The sequence below is a fragment of the Streptomyces odonnellii genome, from assembly GCF_000981895.1.
Lineage (GTDB): Bacteria > Actinomycetota > Actinomycetes > Streptomycetales > Streptomycetaceae > Streptomyces > Streptomyces odonnellii.
On the sequence record NZ_LATD01000018.1, the window covers coordinates 1 to 18,928 of the forward strand.

The window sequence follows — 18,928 nt, forward strand, 5'->3', positions numbered from 1 at the left end:
GGCGTGGAAAGCGCCAGGGGCGGGCCGCCGCCCGCGGCCTCGGTGCCGCGGGCACGGGCGGCGGCGTCGGTGAGGACGTGCGCCCCGAAGTGGGAAGCAGCCGTGGGCAGGCTCGACTGCGGAGGGGAGAGCTCAGGGTCGGGCATCCGGGGCTCCTTTGCTGGTGGGGTGACTGTCCCGGATCATCCGGGCATGCTCGGCCGGCCCGGACGACCGGGACCGTCGTAGCCGCCGGACAGGACCTGGTGCCGTGACCGGCAAGGTTCGCGCGACGGGGCAAACCTTGCCGGGAGGGGCAGCGGCGGCAGCGGGGCCTAATCGCGCCTGTTGGCGATCTGTACGTTCTCCAGCACGCCGAGCGCGTCGGGCACCAGGACGGCGGCGGAGTAGTACGTGGTGACGAGATAGGAGATGATCGACTTCTCGTCGATGCCCATGAAGCGCACCGACAGGCCCGGCTCGTACTCCTCCGGCAGACCGGTCTGGCGCAGACCGATGACGCCCTGGTTCTCCTCGCCGGTACGCATGACCAGGATGGAGCTGGTCTTCTCCTCGGTGATGGGGATCTTGCTGCAGGGCAGGATCGGGACCCCGCGCCAGGCCGGGACCTGCTGCCCGCCGAGGTCGACATGGTTCGGGTAGAGACCGCGGCGGTTGAACTCACGCCCGATCGCGGCGATCGCCCTCGGGTGGGCGAGGAAGAACTTGGAGCCGCGGCGGCGGCTGAGCAGCTCGTCGAGGTCGTCCGGCGTGGGCGGACCGGAGTGGGTCTGGATGCGCTGCTTGAAGTCGGCGTTGTGGAGCAGACCGAACTCCCGGTTGTTGATCAGCTCGTACTCCTGGCGCTCGCGCAGCGCCTCGATGGTGAGCCTGAGCTGCTCCTCGGTCTGGTTCATCGGCCCGTTGTAGAGGTCGGCGACCCTGGTGTGGACCCGCAGAATGGTCTGCGCGACGGAGAGTTCGTACTCGCGCGGTTTCAGTTCGTAGTCGACGAACGCGCCGGGCAGCGCGGGCTCGCCGGTGTGGCCGGCCGACATCGCGATCTCGGCCTCGCCGTGACGATTCTGCCGCTGGCCGGGAAGCGAGCGGTACCGCTGGACATGGGCTTGCAGGCTCGGCGCCGTGGAGAGTACGGCGGCGAAGTCGGCGCGGGACAAGGTGAGCAGGGTCCCGGCGGTCTTGGCGGTGGCGGTGTAGTCCCACCGGGCGTCCTCGTCCAGCAGGGCGTTGTCACCGAACCGGTCGCCGTCGGCCAGCACCGCGACGGCGACCTCGTCGCCGTACTTGCCGACCGACGTCTGGCTGATACGGCCGTGGGCGATGAGATGGATCTGCTCGGCAGGCGTACCGCGCTCGACCAGCGTCTCGCCGGCCCGGAAGTCGCGCTGGACGCACCGGTCGGCGATCGCGGTCAGCACCTCCACGTCCTCGAAGCCGTGCAGCAGGGCCAGTTCGCCGAGCTCGCGCGGGATCACGCGGACGCTGACACCGTCCTGAATGAACTCGACGCGCCCGTCGCCGACGGTGTAGCTCAGCCGTCGGTTCACCCGGTACGTGCCGCCCTTGGTCTCCACCCAGGGGAGCGTCCGCAGCAGCCAGCGGGAGGTGATCTCCTGCATCTGCGGGGCGGACTTGGTCGTGGTGGCCAGGTTGCGCGCGGCGGCCGTGCCCAGGCTGGACTGCCGAGGCGACTCCCGCTGCTCTTCCGGGCTGGTACCAACAGTCATCGGGCGAACTCTCCTTCGTAAGGGCGACGGCCGCATGTGTGCGCGGCACCACGAAAGTAGAAAAAGAGGGGCAAATATCCGGTAATCCGTCCAGATCCCTGGGAACAGTAACGGCCGGTGGACCCGATTGGCTCTAAGCAGCGGTCGGTATTAACTCGATACGATGATCTTCCCCGCGTGGAGGTTTACGCAGGTGGTCGACGGTGTTCAGGCACGGTCGCCGATGCGGGCGACGGCCCGGGCGGGATGCCGAACCCCGCGCTGCCTACGCGTCAGGTGTCGATCCAGGAGCCGGCACCCGTACTCCAGTTCGACCACGGGGTGCCGGCATGCCCGCCCGGGTCGGCATGCGGTTGGCATGCAACGTCTTCCACCGGCCCGCCGCCGTGCGGTTCCTTCAGCGGACCGGGTGTTTGCTCAGGATGGAAACCCTGTTGAACGCGTTGATGGTGATCGCCACCCAGATCGCCGCGGAGATCTCGTCGTCGTTGAGGACCTGGCGAGCTGTTCCGTAGGCGCTCTCCTGCGCAACGGCGTTCGCGGGGGCGGTGGTCGCCTCCGCCAGGGCAAGTGCCGCGCGTTCCCGTGCCGTGAACAGTTCGGTGTCACGCCACGCGGCGAGCACGCCCAGACGCTGAGGGGTCTCGCCGGAGCGCAGCGCGGCCCTGGTGTGCACGTTGAGACAGTATGCGCAGCCATTGATCTGTGACACGCGGAGGTTGATCAACTCCACCAGGCGACGGTCCAGCCCCGCCTCGGCGGCGACCGCGCGGACCGCCTCAGCCGTCTCGACCAGTGCGTGGTACGCCTTGGGGCTCTGCTTGTCGATGAAGACGCGCCGGCTCGCGGCGTCTGCTGTGTCACCCACCGTGGACTCCTCCAGGGCCCCTCGCGGCCCTTGCTCACCCTGCCGCGCGTGATGGAGGCAGGGGCTCTACTGTCGAGCATGATTATTGAATATGAAATCATCCTCAGATGTGAAAGGCGTGCGATGAGCAACGTCGAAGTGGATCCCGCGGCGCTGCGCTGCGGTGCCGCGGACCACGGCGAGGCCGTGCCGCGGGTCGAGGTGCTGACGGCGAGGGATGTCCCATTGGGCGGGCCTCGGGCCATGACCGTACGGCGCACGCTGCCGCAGCGCGCCCGCACCCTGATCGGGGCCTGGTGCTTCATCGACCACTACGGCCCCGACGATGTCGCCGACACCGGCGGCATGGACGTCGCACCCCATCCGCACACCGGCCTGCAGACCGTGAGCTGGCTGTTCGGCGGAGAGATCGAGCATCGCGACAGCATGGGCAGCCACGCGCTCGTACGGCCCGGCGAGCTGAATCTGATGACCGGCGGGTACGGCATCAGCCACTCGGAGGTCTCCACCCCGCGCGCCGCTGTCCTGCACGGCGTCCAGTTGTGGGTGGCCCTGCCCGGGGAACACCGGCACACCGCCCGCGACTTCCGGCACCAAGTCCCGGGCCCGGTCCGGCTGGGCGGAGCCGAGATCAGGGTGTTCCTGGGATCCCTCGCCGGTGACACCTCTCCGGTACCGACCTTCACGCCCCTGCTCGGCGCCGAACTCGTCCTCGATCCGCGCTCGACGACCACCGTCCCGGTGGATCCCGCCTTCGAGCACGGCCTTCTCGTCGATCACGGGGACGTCCACATGGCGGGAACCCTTCTGCGCCCGGCGGAACTGGGCTACCTCGCCCGGGGCAGCGACACGCTGACCCTGGCGAACGACACGTACACCCCCGCCCGCGCGGTGCTGCTCGGTGGGACACCGTTCGAAGAAGAGATCGTCATGTGGTGGAACTTCATCGGCCGCGACCACCAGGACATCGTCGAAGCCCGAGAGGCCTGGGAGAACGCCTCCGACCGCTTCGGCAGTGTGAGCGGCTACGACGGCGACCGTCTTCCCGCGCCCGCCCTGCCGAACGCGACCATCACACCGCGTAAGAACCCGACGCCGCTGGAAGGCACCCGATGACACAGCCCGCCGCCGCTCCCACCGTCCAGCGAGTGGACACCAGGCACCTGTACGAAATCCTCGTCGACGGCGAAACCGCCGGCCTCACCGCATACCGCGACCGCGACGACCGGCGCGTCTTCTACCACACCGAGGTCAAGGACGCCTTCGCCGGTCTCGGCCTGGCCTCGATCCTCGTCCAGCAGGCCCTGGCCGACGTACGCGCCTCCGGCAAGCGCATCGTGCCGGTCTGCCCGTACGTGGCCAAGTTCCTCAAGAAGCACGACGAGTTCGCCGACATCACCGATCCGGTGACACCCGAGGTCCTGGAGTGGCTGAGGAGCTCGCTGCCTCGGTGACCCCCGCGCCCGCGTTCACCGTCCGTCGGTGTCCTCAAGGACCTCGCGCAGCTTGTGCGCGAAGGCGTCGGGCTGCCCCGCGTAGCCGAACTCGCCGTCGAGAAAGCCGCCGTGGTGGCTCGGGAACACCGTCGCCTGCCGGCCGAGGAGCTTGGCTGCCGCCACCGAGGTGCGTCCGGTGAAGGTGTCCCCGGACTCCTCGCCCACCGCGATCACGACCCGGGTCGGCGCCGCGGTCAGGGCGTCGACGTCGGGCCGGTAGCCGCTGACCGCCCAGGAGCGGTCGGAGAGCAGCGGATCGTCACGTGAGCCGTCGTCCTCGGCCGGCATCCCGAACGCGGCGGGATCCGGCGCGGGCCGGGTGAAGTAGTCGTCGGTGAACTCGCCCTGCCAGGACGTCATCATGATGAAGGCCGCCATGCCGGCACCCCAGCCCCTCTCCTCGTACACATCCCGGACACCGGCCCGGGCGCGCTCGGCGGCCCGGGCGTCGGGGAGCACGGCGATGAGCGGCGGCTCGTGCGCCACCAGTGTGGTCACAGCGTCGGGGTACGCCGCCACGAGGGCGAGCGCGGTCACCGCACCGCCGCTGCTCGCGAACATCTCAACCGGGCCCGCGCCCAGCGCGTCGATGACGGCGCGCACATCGGCGGCCTGGACACCGGGCACATGGTCGGCCCGGCCGTCCTTGCGGGTACTGCGGCCGAGTCCGCGCGGGTCATAGGTGATCACGGTGCGCTCGGGAAAGCGCGAGGCCAGGGCAGTGAAGCCGGCGGCGTCCATGGGCTGGCCGATCATGAGCAGGGGCGGGCATCCGTCGGCGGTCGGCAGCGGGCCGTGGATGTCGTAGGCGAGATCGGCTTCAGGAGTCTCAAGCTTGTGCGTAGTCATGACCGTTCAGACCGCTTCACCGTCGAGAACTCATCGGCCCCGCGCCCGCGATTCCCGGCGATCCGCCTCGCCGCCGGGAGCAGCCGCCGGATCCGGCGCCCCGGGCTCACGCCGTGTCAGCCGTTCTGAAGCGGTTGCGCTAGCGATGGTGGCGTCGGCAGTTCGGACAGGACGATCGCGCTCGACGGTACGGCGCGCCGGAGTTCGAGCAGGCGGGAGAGGGCGTTGTACAGGTCCTCATGGGTCATGTACGCCTCGCGTCCCAGTACGAGGCGGGCCCTGACCTCCAGGTCCTGCCAGGCATACCGCCTGCGGAGGTTGGCCAACTGCCGTGCCTCGGCCCGGAGGAACGTCGCCCCGGCGGAGAAGCCGGCGGCGAGCAGGGCGAGTATCGCGGCCGGTACGCGTGCGTCGGACGAGGCGAGACCCGCGGCTCCGGACACCGCGGCGAGTACGGCGGCGGGGAAGCCGAGCAGCAGGTGGGTGGCGTTCCAGAGCTTGCCCCGGCGCTGTGCCCGCCGCGCGCCGATGCCGGCTTCGGCCGCGATCCTCTCCACCTCACCAGTCAGATGCCGCATCTGAGACACGTCACGGCTCTGCTCCTGGCGGACACCGCTGTCCTCACTGTCCTCGTTCGTCATGTCTCCCCCTGCCGAATCATGGTGAGGTCCCGGCGCCCGGCCCGGTTCCCGCTCCCCGGACAGCACGACCATGCAGCCGGAGCCTCCCCGCCGCGCGCCGGGCCGGAACCGCCGGCCGGTGACCCGTCGTAAACACCCGGGCCGTAACGCGTGGGCGGTGCGGCACCGGACCGTGCCGGCCGCTGTCCGGCCGGCACGGTCCGGTGCCGCACGCCCGGTCATCCCCGCCCCAGTACCCGCCGTTCCGCCTCCTCCACCAGCAGGCGTGCGCCCGGGTCACCGCCCTGCGCGCGGACCGCAGCGCGGACCACGGACAGGTAGAACAGCGCCGGGGCGCACGGCGACCACGACTCCGTCCCGTGGATGAAACCGAGCACCGACTCCGGGTCGGCCGGTGTGAAGGCGAAGCGGTCGTGCTCCCACTTGTCCTCCACACCGTGGCTCCAGCGGAGTCGCAGGGTCTCCTCGTCGAGGTCTTCCAGGACCGCGCGGAAGAAGACCGCCCACTGGTTGTTCCGCAGGTCGAGACCGAAACCCAGCAGTTCCAGGTCGACCCGGTCGCCGTCCTGAACCGCCAGCTCCTCACGCAGCGCACGGCGGGCCACCCGGTGCAGGCTGATCTCACCGGACTCCGGCAGATCATGGTTGGCGGCGACGCCCTCGTTGGCCGAGGAGTTCCACCGGGACGCGTTCGGTCCCGCCACCCTGGCACTGCGCCGGGAGAACAGCATCCGGCCGTCCTTCCCCGTCTCGACGGCCACGTTCACCCCGAGGCTGCAGAACATCCAGGGCGGGGCGTCCAGCGGATCGGCGTCCTCCAGATACTGCTTGCGCAGGGTCGAGCCGTTGCGCAGCGTCCGGCCCAAATTCAGGGAGGTGGTAAGGAAATCGTAGTAGTCGGCGTCCAGCAGGGAGAGCGTGACCTGCGGGTCCTCCCGGACGTTGCCGCGTGAGACGACCAGGCTCTCCACGGCGAACCGCGGGTTGTTCCACCAGTACGGCTCGCCGGCGGCCCGTTTGCGCACTTCCTCGTCGGCGATCTCCCGCCGCCACGCCCCCAGTTCGTCGGGGAACTGCACCCGGCGGCTGGTGTACACGACCCGGACGTTCTCTTCCGTGATCGGACGTGTGCCGTCACCCTCGTAGATGTGGCAGTCGGTCACCTTGCCGACAACGGAGAAGCGGTCTCGATGAGCCATCAACACCCTCTTTTCTGAGCTAAGTTGCTCAGACTAGTGCCGGGAGGGGCGGCGTCGGCCGTGGCGGCGGAGTCGGGACCGGGGCGCGATCGGGGGCCGGATGTCCAGGGAGCTGGGGCGTGACGCCTTCCGGGGGGACGGCGTGGTCGGCGTACTGGCCATCGACACGTACGACAACCCCGCCCGGCCGGACGGGCGTGAGCATCTCGCACACATCGGCGCCGAGAGCGCCCGCCTCGCCGCCATGGCCCGCGACAAGCTGGGCTTCGGCGAGGTGCCGGCCGGCCCCGAGGGAATGAACCGGGACCAGGTCTCGGCCTGGCTGGACGCGTTCCTCGACCGCCGAGCCGCGCGCAGGATCCTCTACTGGACCGGGCACGGTGTGGACGCCGAAGGCGGCTTCCACCTCGCCTGCCGCGACACCTGGGCCGACGGCCGCTTCGATCCCGCCCGTTCCTTCGCCCTGACCGACCTCGTGGACCGGATCCTCGCCGCCCCCGCGCCCGCCCACACACTCCTCGTCCTCGACGCCTGCTCCTCGCACGGGCACCTGAACGTCGCGCTGCGGCGCGCGGTGAGCGAGGAGCGCGCCTCGGTCGCCCGCGCGTACGAGTCCTCCACCACCGGATTCGCGGTGATCGGCACCTCCGGGGTGGGCACCGTGATCCGGGAGGGACTGTGGGTGAACTGGCTGGCGTCCGTCCTGGCCAAGCCCGACACGGAGGTCTCCGACCGCTCCCTGCCGATGCACCCCTCGGCTCTCTACATCTCCGTCCCGTACCTGGTCGAGGCCATCGGCCAGGAAGCCACCGCGGCGGGGCTGGAGACCCGGGACGAGCGCCCCGGCTTCGAGACGGTACGGCCCCTGCCCAACAACTTCCTGCACAACCCGTACTTCCAGGACGACGGCGTTCCCGCACCGCACCGCGGTCCCTGGGCGCACCCCGCCGTGCTCGCGGACGGGGCCCCGCTGCCCTGGGCCGAGGAATCCCCGTTCCAGATCCAGGAAGGCGGCGTCCTGGAACGGGAGTTCACCGGACGGCACGCCGCGCTGAGCCGCCTGGTCCGCTGGCTCGACACCGCCGCACACGGCATGCAGGTGGTCACCGGGCCCGGCGGATCCGGCAAGACGGCCCTGCTCGCGCGGATCGGCCTGCTGTCGGTGGCCCGCCGCAGGCAGCGGCTCGACCCGCAGCCGCCTCCCCAGATCTGCCCGCGCCCGGGCACCGTCCACGCCCTCATAAGCTGCCGCGACCGCTCACTGAACTCTGTGGTCGAGGCCTTGTGGGACGCCCTGACGTCTTTCGAGGCCATGCCGCCCCGGCCGGCCGGCGGCTGCGACGCGGACCGCTGCACGGACGCCGTCGCCGCTCTCGCCAGGCAGGCGGGCGCCCTCAACCTGCTCTTCGACGGACTCGACGAGGCGATGCCGGGTCAGGCGCACGAGATCGCCCGCCAGTTGCTGAACCGGCTCGCCGACACCCGCGGAGTGAAAGTGATCGTGGGAACCCGGCCCCGGCCACGGCGGCACCTGGCCGACCCGGTGACCGCCGAGAGCCTGCTCGACGTACTCGACCAGACCACCGCCCCGCTCGCCCTCGACCAGGACGACGCCGAGCGGGACATCACCACCCTGGCCGAGTCACTGCTGGGCGCCCCCGGCTCGCCGTACGCGGACGAGCGGCACACGCTGCTGCGGCGCGAGGCCGCGCAGGCGATCGCGGCCGGCAGTCAGGGGCTCTTCCTGGTGGCCCGGCTGATCGCCGGTCAGCTCGTCCGCCGTACCCGGCCGCCCACCGCGCCCGAACTCGAGGCGGAACTCCGCCGGGCCGGAACCGGACTGGAGAACTGGGTCCGCCGCGAGATCAGCCACCTCGAACGCGACGGAGCGGTCCCGGCCGCCGGTATCCTCGCGCCGCTCGCCCTCGCGTACGGCGGCGGACTGCGCGATCTCTCGCTTCTGGTGACCATGGCCGACGCCCTGCACGGGCGGCAGGGCACCTTCACCCGCGCGCAGGCGCGCGAACTGCTGGCCCGGGCCGAGGGCGGCCTGGTCGCCGTGGACTCGGGGAGCTACCGGCTCGCGCACGCCGGCTACGGCGTCCACATCCTCGAACGGCTCGGCCTCACCCCGCGCGACGGCCACCTCAGGGTCCATGACGCACTCGGCGCCCGCGGCGGCCCCGACTGGGCGCGCGCCGACCCGTACACCCGCGCGTATCTCGCGGTCCATGCCGCGCAGGCGGGAGAAGAGCGGCTGCGCGACCTCCTCGACGACCCCGAATTCCTCGTCCACACCGACCCGGACGTGGTGCTGCCGCTGGCCGTTCCCCATGTGCGGCACAGCGAGGGCGCCGCCCTGTACGCCAGGGTCGCCGACGACTTCCGCCGCCGCCCCGACCACACCACCCGGCGCGCGCTGCTGCGCGGCACGGCGTTCGTCAGCCACCGGGACGGCATGTACGGCCGGCTGACCTCCGCCGGATTCGCCCGGCTGCCATGGACGGAAGTGTGGACCGACGCCGAGTCCACGCCCGTCGACCTGCGCTGGCCCGCCGCCCGCGGGGGCGCCCGCGCCCTGCACTGGGCGGCGGTGTCCCCCGGCGCTCACGGCCCCGACGCCGGCTCCGGCACGGCCGCCGACACCGTGCTCTCGCTGGGCGTGCTCGGTGCGGTCGCGGTGCACGACCCGGAGACCGGCCGCCAGCGCCTCACCCGGCGCGCCCCCGACGGACGCCGCCTGCTGCGTCAGGTGACCGGTGCGACGGCGGGACCGCGCCGGGTCACCATGGCCGGCGACGGCAGCGGAGTGCTCTTCTGGGACGACGCGTCGGGGCTGCCCGCCAAGGTCTTCGACTGGGGCGGCTCCCCCAAGGCGCTGACCGTCGCCGAGTGCGGCAGCCGGTTCCTGGCGATGGCCGCGGACGGACAGCGGGTGTGGACCTGGCAGTGGCCCGTCGACAGGAGCGCCGCCGAAGCGGACCTGGCCGGCATCCTGGGCGTGGCCGCGGACCGGCTGGTGCTGTTCTCACTCGGCGCGCGCCACTTCCTGCTCTCCGCCGGCGCCGAGACGTACGTCCATCAGGTCCATCCGGCCGGGCTGGGGCGCCAGTTGCTCGGCCCGTCCGCGCCACTGGCGCACACCGGTCGCGGTCCGGTCCGGGCCATCGCCGCACTCGCCGAGCCGTCGCGGGCCGGTACGGGCGTCTCTTCCGCGTGGCTCGCCCGGGTGGACGGCCACACCACCGACGTGTGGCGGCTGACCCCCGCCGCAGACGGCAGCGGGCCGGCCGGCCCCGGATGGGCCGTGGAACACACACTGGCCCTGGACACGCCCGAAGCACGCGGCGCCGCCCTCGGCCGCGCCAACGGCCGGCCGCTGCTGGTCCTGCACCAGGGTGACCGCGTCGCCGTGCACGGCCTGGACGGCGGCCGGCCGCTCCGTACCTTCCCCGTCCACGGGCACCGCGACCCGGAGGCCCTGGCCTGCGACCCGTACGGCACCGGGAGGATCGCCGTCTCCGACGGCCCGCACGTACGGATCCTGGACGTCTCCTCGGCCACCGCCGTACGTCCTCATGGCCCGGGGGACCGCAGCTACACCGAACGGATCCTGGTGGAGGCCGCGTCCGGGCCGCCCGGCGGTCCCGCGCTGCTGTGCCGGGTCTTCGGCTCCACCGTCCTGGCCTGCCGTCAGGAGCCGGAGAGGGGCGGAGCCCCCGGGGAGCGGGAGGTGCCGCTCCGGCACGACGGTACGGTCACCGCGGTGCGGGCGGTGTGGCACGGGGACGGCTGGCTCGTCGCGGCGGGCGCGGGCCGGACCGTACGCGTCTGGTCGCTCACCGCCGGTCTGCGGATCGCCGCTCCGCACCAGGACATCCCCCTGGCCGGTGACGACGGCGACGAGGTGCGCGGACTGGGGCTGGCGGTCGAGGACGACGGCGTCCCGAGCCTGTTCGTCCCGGACATCCGCCGTGTGCGGCGGCACAGGCTGTGCGAGGGCCGGTGGACGGTACGGGGCGAGGTCGGCGCCGTCGTCCACGCCCTGAGCGCACGGACCATGAGCGACGGCACGACCTGGGTGGGCGCCGACACCGGGCGCGGCTTCCGGCTGTGGCGGGCCGGCGCGGAGGACGAGGAGCCGCCGCCGGTCCTGGACGATTTCTGGCGGCGGACCGCGACGATGGCCCTGGGCGAACACCGGGTGATGGGATGGTCGTTCCCCCTGGTGGCCTGGGGCGAGGACGACATGCTCCATCTCGCCCGGTACAAGGGCGGACGCTGGATCCCGCAGCGGGTCGCACACCCCGGGGGCCGCGCGTCGGCGGTGGTCTTCACCGGTCCTCCGGAGCGTCCGCTGCTGGCCGCCTGCGGCGGGGAGCAGACCCTGGCGGTGTTCGACGCGGTCAACGGCCGCGAGGTGAAGACGGCGGCGGTGCCCTGGCGCGGACTGGACGTGGAGGCCGCCGCGGCGGTGTACGACGCGGAGCGCGGGATCACGCTGGCCCTTCAGGGCCGCCGCCGCTGCGACCTGATCCTGCTCCGCCCCGAAGCCCTGGCTCCGGCCGCCACGACCGGACCGGCGGGACCGGCCCGATCCGCCTCGGACCGCTGGCAGCCCAGGAAGGGCTGGTAGCCGTACCCGCCCGCACCCATCGCCCGCACGACGGACGCCGCACACCGCACCACGTACGAGGCACCACGTACGCCCGCACCACGCACGAGCCAAGGAGGAAGCGTGAAGCACGACCTGGTGGTCTTCATCCCGGGGATCACGGGAAGCCGGCTCACCCGCGACGGAAAGGACCTGTGGAACCTGTCGCTCCCGGCACTGCTGGGCGCCGTACCGCCGCAGAAGCTGATCAGCCGACTGCGGCTGCCCGACGGGATCGGTGACGAGCCGCCCGAGGAACCGCACGCCGTCGAAGCCGTCGGCCTGGTCCGCCGGCCGACGGGACTGCCGGGGCTCCTCACACAGCAGGGGTACCCGGACGTCGCCGGCCTGCTCACCTGCGTCCGCCCCGAGCAGTTCGTCACCTTTCCCTACGACTGGCGCCTGTCCAACCGCCTCACCGCCGCCGGCCTCAAGCGCCGGATCGCGGGCGAACTGGGCCGGTGGACCGAGGAGTTCAGGACGTACTACCCCAAGGCCGAGGACGACCCGAAGGTCACCCTCCTGTGCCACTCCATGGGCGGCCTGGTCGCCCGCCACTACCTGGAGTGCCTGGGCGGACGCGAAACCGCCCGCACCCTGGTGACGGTCGGCACCCCGCACCGGGGCGCCGCCCAGGCCGTCCGGTTCCTCACCGGGCACGGGATCGGCTCGGGGCTGCTGGGGCGGACCGCGGCGACGCTGGCGCCCCGGCTCAACGAACGGCTCACCGAACTCGCCCGCTCCTTCCCGTCGGTGGGGCAGCTCCTCCCGGTCTACGAGGCCGTGCGCCGCCCCGACTACCCCGAGGGCTACTACGACCACCTCACCGAGATCGACACCGGCCTGCCGACCGACACGGTCCGCGACGTCTTCGCCTTCCACGAGGAGTTCGAAACGTCCCTGCGGGACAACCTGCGCGGCAGCCCGGACCGGGCCCTCCCCTACGAGATGCGCTGCCTCGGCGGCCGGGCCCACCCCACCATCCACGGTGTGACGGTGAACCCCGGCCGGGAGCTGGAGTTCCACTACCTCCTGGACGACCACGAGCCATGGACCGGCGACGGCACGGTACCCGCAGAGTCGGCGTTCGCCGCGTGGGCGCTGCGCCGCACCGACGACGGTCTGTGGAACGGCCACCGGCACGGCCACCTCATCAGCGCCGAGGCCTTCGGCCACCAGCTCGACGCCATCCACCACAGCAAGTCCGCGCGGGACACCCTGGCCGACGACGAGTTCGGCATCGTCGTACCGGAGTTCGCGGTGGCCGGGGATCCGTTCGACATCGTGGCCACCGGGGTCGAGCGCGACCGTACCGTACGGGCCGCACTGCACGCCGACGGGGCGGACGAACCGCGGGACTGGGTGGTGCTGTCGGAGACGGAGCCCGGCGAGCGCCGCGGCAGCCTCACCGCCGGGCCGGGCACCTGGGTGCTGTCGGTGATCGCGGACCGCCCGGACACGGTCCAGCGTGAGGTGATGACGGTCGTCGAAGCGTAGGACGAACCGAGGACGGAAGCTGGCAGCCAGACCCAAACGAGAGGCCCTAGCTAAGGGCTGTCCCGTAATCCATGGCGGGCGCGCGACGACAGCTACGGCACCTCGCCGCGTTGTCGGAACATCCCCATACGCCCAGTATGGGGACGTCCCTCCGCCTTGCGATGCTCCCCCGTAGCCTGAACGGCACGGGAGGCACCCCCTCCATCTGACGCCGCGCGCTGACCCACCAGCGATTACGGGACAGCCCTTAGGTGCCGGGCACGGGGAGCGTGGTGTCCGAATGCCGCCAGCACGCGTGCCCGCCGGGCGGCAGGGTTGACGGTGAGACACAGTCCCACGAGTAAGGAGGCGGCTATGACCGCCTGCACGACGACGACCAGTCCGCTGGGCGCTCTGCTCCTGGTGGGCGAGGAGACCGAGGAGGGGTTCACTCTCACCTCGCTGTCCATGCCAGGTCAGAGGAACGCTCCGGCCGTCCGACCGGAGTGGCGGCAGGACGCGGAGCCGTTCGCGGACGTCGTCCGCCAGCTCTCCGCGTACTTCGCGGGCGAACTCACGGAATTCGCCATCGAGTTCACCCCGGTCGGCACCGACTTCCAGCGGCGCGTCTGGAACGCGGTCGAGGAAATCCCCTACGGTTCCACCACCACGTACGGTGCTCTGGCCGGGCAACTCGCGCTGCCGCGCGAGCGGATCCAGGCCCTGGGCGCGGCGATCGGCGCGAACCCGCTGCTACTGGTGCGCCCGTGCCACCGCGTGATCGGCGCGGACGGCACGATGCGCGGCTACGCCGGTGGTGTCGAACGCAAAGTCCAGCTCCTCACCCACGAGGGCGCCCTGCAACCGACCCTGCTGTGACGCCGGGACCGGTGCGGACCGCGCCTCCTGACAGAAACCGTCACTCCGGCCCCGTACCGCTTCCCCCGGCGGTGCCGGGGTGACTTCCCGCACCAACCCGAAGGATCAGTCTCATGACCGAGACCACCACCCGGCTCGGGGGCCCGGTCGCCGACCGGGTCGCCCGGGGCGACTGGACAACCCTGGCCGGCGAGCTCGACGAGCACGGCCACGCTCTGACCGGGCAGCTCCTCACCCCCGCGGAATGCCGCGGGATCGCCGCTCTCTACGACCGGTCCGACCGCTTCCGGAGCACTGTCGACATGGCCCGGCACCGCTTCGGCTCGGGCCAGTACCGCTACTTCACCCACGATCTCCCCGACCTCGTACAGGAGCTGCGGGAGGCTTTCTACCCCTGCCTGCTGCCCATCGCACGTGACTGGGCGGCCAGGCTCGGCAAGCCCGCCCCCTGGCCCGACAGCCTGAACGAGTGGCTTCACCTGTGCCATGAGGCGGGGCAGGACAAGTCCGCTCAGATCCTGCTGCGCTACGGTCCCGGCGACTGGAACGCCCTGCACCGGGACGTGTTCGGCGACATGGTCTTCCCGCTCCAGGTCGTCATCGGCCTCGACGCACCCGGCGTCGACTTCACCGGCGGGGAGTTCCTGATGACCGAGCAGCGGCCCCGCGCGCAGTCCCGCGGCTCGTCCACGACGCTCCCGCGGGGCCACGGCCTCATCTTCACCACCCGCGACCGGCCGGTGGCCACCAGGCGAGGATGGTCGAACGGACCGATGCGGCACGGTGTGAGCACCGTACGCTCCGGCCGCCGCCACACCCTCGGCCTGGTTTTCCACGACGCCGCATGACCTCCGCCCGGGCAGCCGCCGACAGCCCGGGGCGCACCTACACACTGCTCGGACCGGACGGACAGCCCTACCGGAGCCCCGCGCCGGGCACGCTCGGCGGGCACCGTCGCGGGCGCCTGTACGGACGGCTGGACTGCCCGTCCGCGCTGCGGGCCATCGCCCGCGGCCACTATGTCGGACACCGGGTGTTCTTCCCCGACGAGGCCACCGCCGTCGCTGCCGGATACCGGCCCTGCGCGGTGTGCCTGCCCGCCACGTACGCCCGGTGGAAAGCCATCGCACAGGAAGCGGACGGCAGCAGGAAGCGGACGGCAGGCTGAAGAAGATCAGTGCGTCAGCTTCAGGCCGGCCACACATCCGAGGATGCCGGCCAGCAGCATCAGTTTCAGCGGGCCGGCGGACTCACCTTCGAAGAGCATGGCGTACGTCGCGGTGAGGACCGCCCCGATGCCGACCCAGACCGCGTAGCCGGTGCCCACGGGCACCGTCCGCAGCGCGAAGGCCAGTCCTGTCATGCTCAGCACCAGTCCAACGCCGAAAACGACGCTCGGCAAGGGGCGGGTGAACCCCTCCGATTTGCCCAGTGCGGTCGCCCACACCGCTTCCAGCACTCCGGACATCACCAGAACGATCCACGCCATGACAGAGACTCCTCGCGTCGTCTTGTCATGACTGGGTACGGCGCACCTCGTCCAGGAGCCTGTCGGGCTCTGCCGTCCACGATCGCACACCACCTGGCGCACCCGGCCGGGCACCCTGGAAGTCGGCCTCCACCTCGACCCGCTGTACAGGTCCGGACGGAGAGTTACGCCTGAGGAAGGACGCGGCCGCGATCGCCACCGCACCTGGCTCGCGATCGGCTAGTGACCGACGTCGCTGCCGGCCGACGCATGTTTTGACAACGATCTGCGGCGGGCGAGAATTGTAGTGGTGCGCTCCTCAGGAGCCGCCAGAGCCAGCCCAACCAATATGAGGTCGCAGATCACCGACCCCGTACGGTGGTCGATCCGTCGGTCTTGGGCGGGAAGCGGGAAGGTTGTGCGATGGCGAAGGCCAGGACACCGGGGAATCTCAACAGACCGATCGAGCGTGACGCGCCGCTGCTCAGGCGAGGGAAGCTGGTGGAGCCGGGTGAGGGTGTCTCGATCTGGTGGATGGGCGATGACCGGATCACCTTCGCCGCGGTGAGCGAGGACACGGGCAGTGAGTACGCGTTCTGGCTGGATTATCCGCCGCCCGGCACGGGTCCGCCCAGGCATGTGCATTCCCGTGAGGAGGAGGGCTTTTTCCTGCTCCACGGAAAGCTCGATCTGAAGGCGGGGGGAATTCATGCCACGGTGAGTGACGGTACGTTCTTCGCGGCGCCCCGTGGCATCGCTCATGAATGGCGCAATGTCGGCGAGGACAACGCGGAGCTGATCACTTTCACCACGCCGGGCGGTAATGAGGGTTTCTTCCTCGAACTGGGGGCTCCGGGTGATGAGCCTCCTCGTGAGCACGGGACGATGCCGGTAGCGGAGATCAACGCCCGGACCCCGCGTTATGGCGTGACCTACCTGGAGAGCGGCCCGGACGGGCGTGAGAGGCCACTTCCGATCGGTGAGGGGCGCGGCCCGACCCTGGTGCTGCCGGGTGAGGGGGATCGCCGGTACGCGGCCGGGGCGACGTACACGATCAAAGCGGCGGGTCTGGCGACGGCGAATGCCTATACGGTCGCCGAGATCGCTCTGGAACCGGGCGGTGGGATGCCGGCTCATCGGCATGCCCGTTATGAGGAGGCCTTTTACGTTCTGGAGGGGACGGCGGCCGTGCTGGTCGGAGCAGAGGAGTACGAAGCCTCCGCCGGGTCGGCCGTGCTTGTGCCCTGGGGGGTGCGCCATCGGGTGCGGAACCGCGGCGACGGGATCGTACGGCTGTTCAATCTGACGGTGCCGGGCGGGATCGAGGAGTACTACCGCGCCGCGTGCCGTCCGTCTCCTGGACCGGGCAGCGACCCGGAGGGGGATCTCAACCGGCTGCGGGAGACAGGGAGTCGGTTCGGTATTGACGTCGACATCGGCATCGACGAAGGGGCGCCGGACTGAGCGGCCTCATGTCGACGCGCGTGAACAGGAGGGTTGTCATGACGACAGACGCCAACTTTTTGACGGGCAGCGACGGTCTTGTGGCGGTCGACAAGCTGGGGAACCACATCCTGTTCCTCGATCCGGCCACCTATGAGGTCGAGCTGACGCTTGAGGGCTTCGCCCCGAGGGTGCACGAGCTTCTCATCTCGCCCGATCACCGTTTCGCGTATGTCCCCATCTACGGCGCCGGTATTCACGGGGACAACGCCCATCCAGGCCATCTGATAGCCAAGTTCGACCTGCGGGAACGGAAGCATGTCGGTGACCTCAGCACGTTCCCGTATCTCGCTCCGCACGGCCTGCGCTGGGGCGCGGACGGCCAGTTGTACTGCGTGTGCGAGAACAGCGGTGTGGTGCTCGAAATGGACCCCGGGAGCGGTGCGATCCAGAACGTGATCGAGGTGGGCTCCGACAAGGCACACCGCGTGGAGGTGCTGCCGGACAACAGCAAGCTCTACACCGAGAACGAGGAGGACACGTTCGCGTCGGTCGTCGATCTGGCCACGAAGCGTATGGTCAAGAAAATCCCCATGCCGAACGGCTCCGCGGGAATCGGCATGTCTCCCGACGGGGAGACCATCATTCTCGTCGACGCGCAGCAGCCGCAGTTCTATGTGGTCGACACGGTATCGGACGAGATCCGCGCGACGGTCACACTCGACGGGCACCGGAAGGCGGCCCAGATCGCGCGCTACAGCCCCGACGGCAGGTATCTCGTGGTCACCAACTTCGAGGAGCCGCTGGCGACGGTCTTCTCCGAGGACCTCAAGTCACAGACGCTGCTGCACCTCGGCCAGGGCCCCATGAACATGGCCTTCCACGCGGACGGGGAAACGGTGCTCATCGCGAATCACAACGAGGGCTCGCTGGCCGTGTGCAATCTCGAACGCGGCGAGGTCCTCCGTACGGTGCAAGCGGGGGTCGGCATCGAGACCCTCTCGTTCTTCTAGGGTCTTTCGTTTGGATCTGGCTGGATCAGGGAGCGGGGTCTGGTGCCGTGGATCGCAAGGCGGAGGAGGGAGCCCACGCGGAGCGTAGGCGACTGACGACAACGCCGCGAGACGCGGTGCCAGGGCACGCGAGCCCAGCAAGATCCAAACGAGAGGCCCTAGACGCCGCTCATCATGATGAGAGGCCGCACGTCATGACCGACTGGGAATCCGAAGCCGAGTCAGGCTTCCACACCGTCGACGACTTCCGGTTCGACGACGGACACCGCCTCGATGTGACGTTGGCGTACCACACGCTCGGATCACTGAACGCGCGCGCCGACAACGCCGTGATGCTGCTGCACGGCACCACCGGCTCCGGCCGGCAGTTCCTGCGACCGTCCATCGCGGACTTCCTGTTCGGGAGCGGCCGGCCCCTCGATGTGTCCAGGTTCTTCGTGGTCATGCCGGACGCCATCGGGCACGGCAGATCGAGCCGCCCCAGCGACGGGCTCGGGCCGGATTTCCCGCACTACGGCTACGGCGACATGGTCGAGGGGCAGCATCGGCTGCTGGCCGAGGGGCTGGGCATCGAGCGGCTGCGGCTGCTGCTCGGCACCTCGATGGGCGGGATGCAGACATGGCTGTGGGGCCGGCGGTATCCGGACCAGCAGGCGCTGATGGCGATCGCCAGTCTTCCGGAGCGCATCACCGGGCGGAATCTGCTGTGGCGGAGGATGCTGATCCGTCTGATCGAGTCCGATCCCGGATACGCCGGGGGCCGCTACAACAAGCAGCCGGCCGGAGTCGGTCACGCGATGGCACTGTTCCGGCTCATGACCGGCAGCGCACGGCACATGGCCACCGAACTGGACTCCATCGACACCGCCGACCGGCAGATCGTGGAAATCGAGTCGCAGGCACTGGACGACCAGGACGCCAACGATGTCGTCTGGGAGTTCGACGCGTCCCGGGACTACGATCCAGCCCCCGGCCTCCAGTCGATACGGGCACCGCTGCTGGCCGTCAACTTCGAGGACGACGAACTCAACCCCGTCGCACTCGGCGGACTGGAAGGAGCCATCGCCTCGGTCCCCCACGGCCGGGCCATGACACTCCCCGCCGGCCCGAAAACGCGCGGGCACCAGACACTCCATGTCGCCGAGGTCTGGTGCGACCACCTCGCCGGACTACTCGCCCAGACCCAGGACTGACGGCCCGTCGCAGAGCTGAAGC

At 70.7% G+C, this 18,928-nt stretch carries 16 protein-coding genes and 1 riboswitch; of the genes, 10 read left to right on the plus strand and 6 right to left on the minus strand.

All coding sequences use genetic code 11. The features are described 5' to 3' along the window. Positions 1–314 precede the first annotated feature (314 nt). Positions 315–1,727 carry a family 2B encapsulin nanocompartment shell protein gene (locus tag WH07_RS02445; protein ID WP_046494719.1) on the minus strand — a complete coding sequence of 471 codons (1,413 nt, stop codon included), beginning with the start codon at positions 1,725–1,727 and terminating at the stop codon, positions 315–317. 397 nt (positions 1,728–2,124) lie between these two features. Continuing rightward, complete coding sequence (locus tag WH07_RS02450; protein WP_046494721.1) at positions 2,125–2,595, minus strand: carboxymuconolactone decarboxylase family protein; 471 nt, start codon at positions 2,593–2,595, stop codon at positions 2,125–2,127. Between the two features lie 123 nt (positions 2,596–2,718). On the opposite strand from WH07_RS02450, the gene WH07_RS02455 reads away from it, so the two are divergent. Both WH07_RS02455 and WH07_RS02460 read left to right on the plus strand, forming a co-directional pair. Then, a complete protein-coding gene (locus WH07_RS02455; RefSeq protein ID WP_046494723.1) occupies positions 2,719–3,711 on the plus strand; it encodes a pirin family protein in 993 nt (330 codons plus the stop codon). Further along, complete coding sequence (locus WH07_RS02460) at positions 3,708–4,049, plus strand: GNAT family N-acetyltransferase (RefSeq protein WP_046494725.1); 342 nt, start codon at positions 3,708–3,710, stop codon at positions 4,047–4,049. Before WH07_RS02455 ends, WH07_RS02460 begins: the two co-directional genes overlap by 4 nt. Positions 4,050–4,064: 15 nt before the next feature. Here WH07_RS02460 and WH07_RS02465 read toward each other — a convergent pair whose 3' ends face one another. The 3 genes from WH07_RS02465 to WH07_RS02475 all read right to left on the minus strand — a co-directional run bounded on the left by WH07_RS02465 (position 4,065) and on the right by WH07_RS02475 (position 6,780). Next, positions 4,065–4,940 carry an alpha/beta fold hydrolase gene (locus WH07_RS02465; protein WP_046494726.1) on the minus strand — a complete coding sequence of 292 codons (876 nt, stop codon included), beginning with the start codon at positions 4,938–4,940 and terminating at the stop codon, positions 4,065–4,067. A gap of 116 nt (positions 4,941–5,056) precedes the next feature. Then, on the minus strand, positions 5,057–5,581 hold the full coding sequence (locus WH07_RS02470) for a hypothetical protein (RefSeq protein WP_198533703.1): 525 nt from the start codon (positions 5,579–5,581) through the stop codon (positions 5,057–5,059). 218 nt (positions 5,582–5,799) lie between these two features. After that, positions 5,800–6,780: a hypothetical protein gene (locus WH07_RS02475; protein ID WP_046494728.1), complete on the minus strand. Its 981-nt coding sequence runs from the start codon at positions 6,778–6,780 to the stop codon at positions 5,800–5,802. A gap of 100 nt (positions 6,781–6,880) precedes the next feature. Here WH07_RS02475 and WH07_RS02480 point away from each other — a divergent pair, with 100 nt between their 5' ends. From WH07_RS02480 to WH07_RS02500, 5 genes are all read left to right on the plus strand, one after another. Continuing rightward, a complete protein-coding gene (locus tag WH07_RS02480; protein ID WP_046494730.1) occupies positions 6,881–11,416 on the plus strand; it encodes an ATP-binding protein in 4,536 nt (1,511 codons plus the stop codon). 102 nt (positions 11,417–11,518) lie between these two features. Then, complete coding sequence (locus WH07_RS40200) at positions 11,519–12,931, plus strand: lipase family alpha/beta hydrolase (RefSeq protein ID WP_046494733.1); 1,413 nt, start codon at positions 11,519–11,521, stop codon at positions 12,929–12,931. Between the two features lie 354 nt (positions 12,932–13,285). Next, the gene (locus WH07_RS02490) at positions 13,286–13,789 is read left to right on the plus strand and encodes a methylated-DNA--[protein]-cysteine S-methyltransferase (protein WP_046494735.1); all 504 of its coding nucleotides are present in this window, start codon (positions 13,286–13,288) and stop codon (positions 13,787–13,789) included. A 113-nt stretch (positions 13,790–13,902) separates the two neighbouring features. Beyond that, a complete protein-coding gene (locus tag WH07_RS02495; protein WP_046494737.1) occupies positions 13,903–14,637 on the plus strand; it encodes a 2OG-Fe(II) oxygenase in 735 nt (244 codons plus the stop codon). After that, complete coding sequence (locus WH07_RS02500) at positions 14,634–14,957, plus strand: Ada metal-binding domain-containing protein (RefSeq protein ID WP_046494739.1); 324 nt, start codon at positions 14,634–14,636, stop codon at positions 14,955–14,957. The genes WH07_RS02495 and WH07_RS02500 overlap by 4 nt, the downstream gene beginning before the upstream one ends. A 6-nt stretch (positions 14,958–14,963) precedes the next feature. Here the strand turns inward: WH07_RS02500 and WH07_RS02505 are convergent, their stop codons facing one another. Further along, positions 14,964–15,278: a DMT family transporter gene (locus WH07_RS02505; RefSeq protein ID WP_046494743.1), complete on the minus strand. Its 315-nt coding sequence runs from the start codon at positions 15,276–15,278 to the stop codon at positions 14,964–14,966. 11 nt (positions 15,279–15,289) lie between these two features. Next, a riboswitch (guanidine-III (ykkC-III) riboswitch) is annotated at positions 15,290–15,351 on the minus strand. A gap of 329 nt (positions 15,352–15,680) precedes the next feature. Between WH07_RS02505 and WH07_RS36020 the strand changes: the two genes are divergently transcribed. The 3 genes from WH07_RS36020 (at position 15,681) to WH07_RS02520 (ending at position 18,906) form a co-directional block, all read left to right on the plus strand. After that, positions 15,681–16,721 (plus strand): cupin domain-containing protein, encoded by a 1,041-nt coding sequence (locus tag WH07_RS36020; RefSeq protein WP_052744199.1) that lies wholly within the window; start codon positions 15,681–15,683, stop codon positions 16,719–16,721. Between the two features lie 38 nt (positions 16,722–16,759). After that, the gene (locus WH07_RS02515) at positions 16,760–17,713 is read left to right on the plus strand and encodes a YncE family protein (RefSeq protein WP_046494745.1); all 954 of its coding nucleotides are present in this window, start codon (positions 16,760–16,762) and stop codon (positions 17,711–17,713) included. Between the two features lie 194 nt (positions 17,714–17,907). Further along, positions 17,908–18,906, plus strand: coding sequence for an alpha/beta fold hydrolase (locus tag WH07_RS02520; protein WP_052744200.1), 999 nt, complete (start codon positions 17,908–17,910; stop codon positions 18,904–18,906). Positions 18,907–18,928 lie beyond the last annotated feature (22 nt).